The organism is Mesorhizobium sp. M2A.F.Ca.ET.039.01.1.1 (genome assembly GCF_003998035.1).
Taxonomy (GTDB): domain Bacteria; phylum Pseudomonadota; class Alphaproteobacteria; order Rhizobiales; family Rhizobiaceae; genus Mesorhizobium.
Map to the genome: position 1 here is coordinate 1 of NZ_RZRY01000672.1, position 3,347 is coordinate 3,347.

Genomic DNA, 3,347 nt, shown 5'->3' on the forward strand with positions numbered 1-3,347 from the left:
CTCGTTGGTCGGCGTGATCTCGGCGCCGGTCTCGACGAGAACGTCGAGCGCCGTCTGCAACAGGTCGGGCCGCGCGCCTTCCAGCACCACATCGCCGCCGGTCATCGCCACCGCCATGGCATAGGTGCCGGTCTCGATGCGGTCGGGGATGACGCGGACACGGGCGCCGGACAGCGCCTCGACGCCCTGGATGGTGATGGTGGAGGTGCCGGCGCCGTGGATCTTGGCGCCCATGGCGATCAGGCATTCGGCGAGATTGACGATCTCTGGCTCGCGCGCGGCGTTTTCGAGCACCGTCTCGCCCTTGGCGAGCGAGGCCGCCATCATCAGCACATGGGTGGCGCCGACCGAAACCTTCGGGAAGACGTAACGATTGCCGACCAGGCGGCCATTCCGGGTCTTGGCCAGGACATAGCCATTGTCGACGTCGAGTTCCGCGCCAAGGACCTGCAGGCCCTCGAGGAATAGGTCGACAGGGCGCGTGCCGATGGCGCAGCCGCCGGGCAACGACACCTTGGCCTCGCCCATGCGGGCAAGCAGCGGCCCGATAACCCAGAAGGAGGCGCGCATCTTCGACACCAGCTCGTAAGGCGCGGTGGTGTCGACGATGTTGCGGGCGGAAAAATTGATCGTGCGCGAATAGCCTTTCTGCTGGCTCTCGCGGCGGCCGTTGACGGAATAGTCGACGCCTTGGTTGCCGAGGATGCGGATCAGCTGCTCGACATCGGCCAGATGCGGCACGTTTTCGAGTGTCAGCGTGTCGTCGGTGAGCAGCGAGGCGATCATCAGCGGCAGCGCCGCGTTCTTGGCGCCCGAGATCGGAATGGTACCGGCCAGCCCATTGCCGCCGACAATTCTGATGCGATCCATAAGAAAACGTCCCCTCGGCCAGAACAGGCCGGTTCAATCGGTTGATGCGCCCGGCTTAGACCATTGGCCGGCTTGGTTCAAGAAATAGGATTTTCCTAGAACCGGACCGACTATGGCCGGGCAGTATGGCTGATTTGGTCAGTCCTTGTGCATTTTTCCAGCAGCCGGCAAGCCTTCCGACCGCTGATCGGCGTCGCCAGCGCGCCGCGAACGCGTCTGCGCCTTGCGCTTCTGCAGATTGGCGCGCAGCGCCTCGGCCAGCCGTTCCTTGTGCACGGCTTCGCCCTTTTTCGGTGGATTTGTCTTCTCGCCCATCGTCCAATCCCTGACCGGTCAGCCGGCTGCGATTCCGCAATGGGTAGCATTTTGGCCCGGCAATGTCATGAAAGCAGGCCGTCCGGCGGTTTCACGCTGTGGATCGGCCGCGCATTAGCGTCCCAAACCGCTTAATGGCGGCCAAGAATCAGATCCGACGCTTTGGGTTTTTCTTGGCCTTGCGCTTGCCGGTTCGATATGGCAGAAGCGCCGCCATCGCAGGCTGCGGTAGCTCAGTGGTAGAGCACTCCCTTGGTAAGGGAGAGGTCGAGAGTTCAATCCTCTCTCGCAGCACCAGCCTTCCCTGTAATTGCCGCATCGGGCAGCGCCTGACGATGGTTCTGGCGCCAACCCATGGCAATGCCCCGCCTGCGAGGCCTCGTGGATGAATGGTTCACGCAGAGGACTGCAAATCCTTCAATCCCGGTTCGATTCGGGCGAGGCCTCCAGTTCCCGCGCACCCGCAGCCCAGCTGCGCTTACGGTGCGACCAAGAAGCAGACCGATCGCGCCGGTTCAGTTGGTGACGTGCGACAGCCGCAGGCCGGCTTCGTCGGGGGCCTCGGCCATGCCTTCCTCCGCGAAGCGGTACATGTCCTCGAAATCGAGCTCATGTTCGAAGACGACGCCCCCGACGCTGATCGCAAGCACGTCCTTGTCGCCTTTCGGCGCGAAATAGATTTCGCCGACCGCGCCGCGAATACGCTCGCCGATCTCCTTGGCGTCCTGGTCGCTCGCACCCGGCAGGAAGACGCCGAACATCGAGGTTCCGAGCCGGCCGATCAGATCGTCCTTGCGCACCGCGGATCGGATGGCCGATGCGATCAGGCGCAAGGCCTCGTCGCCCCATTCCAGACCGAAGCGCAGGTTGATCGACGCCAGATGTTCCGGATGGATGACGAGAAACGCGCCGGAGCGCGGACCGGCCGGTCTCGCCGCTCTCCTGTCGACCATCGATGTGAACACCTTGCCGTTCAGGCAGCCGGTCAGCTGGTCGTAAGTGCCGGATTTGGTGAGTTCCTGCCGGTAACGGCGGATCTCGATCTGTTGCCAGCCGGTGAGGGCAAACAGCGGCAGACCGATGACGATCGGCACGATGATGGCCGTGACTGCCCCACGGGCGAACGGCGTCAGGCTGTCGCTGAAAAGCATCAGGTAGTTCAGCGCCAGCGAAAGGGCGACGCAGCCGGCGGTGCCAAGCACGGCCAGCAAGATGAGGTGCTTCCACGTTTGAGCCGGCGCGGTCGGTGTTTTCGTGGTCAAGGGCCAATCTCCTGTTCGACGCATTGGCTTACAGGAGGTCCGTTGCAATTTCGGTTTCAGGGAAGCGTACAATTTGATGCAAAGTCGGCTTTTTTCTCCATGGGAAGCGCTGGATCCGGCCTGCGCATGCGACCGCAGCCCGCGGCTCGAGTGATGACCTGCCTGGCCGTTGGACCAGTTCTCGGTTTCTAGAATCGCCGAACCGCTCTGACCATTCTGCTTTCACGCAATTCCGCGACGGAAACCGGCTTTCCCGCGATTGCGCTATTGCGGTGGTCCGAAAATGCCCATCCTGGCTTCTCTCGCCACCGCTTCCGCCTTGCCGTAGATGCCGGTGGGAGCGGCCAGCGCCCAGCCATTGGAGACCAGCCAGGCGCCGACATCCTGCTTGCCGAGCGCGCAGGGCGCGGCGATCGCGAAGCGGTCGGCATCCGGTGGCAGCAGGCATTTCAGCGCCCGGCCGCGGAGCCAGGCGTTGAAGGCGGCCCGCGCCCGCTGGCCGCAGGGCCAGGCGGTGTTGTCGAACGTGCATGTCCTGCGGGGGTCCATGCCGATCGTGCCGCTGATGGCGACCATGCGTCCCATGGCCTCGAAGACCGCCGAGGAGGTCGCGACCGGACCGAAAAGCAGCGTCTCGCGCCAATCCCGCGGCATCGGCGTCTTCGGTCGCGGCGCGAGCCCGAGTTCGCCGAGCGGAGGGCGCGGCTCGATGCGCTCGATCCCTGACGGGTCGAGCGGCGGCGGCGCAATGAGATCCTCGGCGATCTTGCGTGCCGGCTCGCCCGGCCGCGTCTCTTGAACCGGGACCTGAGAGGCAGGCTTGAGGTCGCCGGCATCTTGGGCCGGCGTGACCGGCGGCGGGTCGGGCGGCAGCCAGCGCCTGCCCTCGGCGATCAGCAG

At 64.7% G+C, this 3,347-nt stretch carries 4 protein-coding genes and 2 tRNA genes; 2 read left to right on the forward strand and 4 right to left on the reverse strand.

The features are described 5' to 3' along the window. Nucleotides 1-870: UDP-N-acetylglucosamine 1-carboxyvinyltransferase (locus EOA24_RS31565; protein ID WP_127410468.1), on the reverse strand; the 870-nt coding region annotated here is incomplete at its 3' end. 138 nt (nucleotides 871-1,008) lie between these two features. After that, nucleotides 1,009-1,185 carry a hypothetical protein gene (locus tag EOA24_RS41965; RefSeq protein ID WP_189343246.1) on the reverse strand — a complete coding sequence of 59 codons (177 nt, stop codon included), beginning with the start codon at nucleotides 1,183-1,185 and terminating at the stop codon, nucleotides 1,009-1,011. A gap of 222 nt (nucleotides 1,186-1,407) precedes the next feature. Here EOA24_RS41965 and EOA24_RS31570 point away from each other — a divergent pair. Further along, a tRNA-Thr gene (locus tag EOA24_RS31570) sits at nucleotides 1,408-1,482 on the forward strand. 78 nt (nucleotides 1,483-1,560) lie between these two features. Then, nucleotides 1,561-1,634 (forward strand) — tRNA-Cys (locus EOA24_RS31575). Nucleotides 1,635-1,700: 66 nt separating this feature from the next. Here EOA24_RS31575 and EOA24_RS31580 read toward each other — a convergent pair. After that, the gene (locus EOA24_RS31580; RefSeq protein ID WP_245467245.1) at nucleotides 1,701-2,447 is read right to left on the reverse strand and encodes a GGDEF domain-containing protein; all 747 of its coding nucleotides are present in this window, start codon (nucleotides 2,445-2,447) and stop codon (nucleotides 1,701-1,703) included. Between the two features lie 264 nt (nucleotides 2,448-2,711). Continuing rightward, on the reverse strand, nucleotides 2,712-3,347 hold the full coding sequence (locus EOA24_RS31585) for a thermonuclease family protein (protein ID WP_245501900.1): 636 nt from the start codon (nucleotides 3,345-3,347) through the stop codon (nucleotides 2,712-2,714).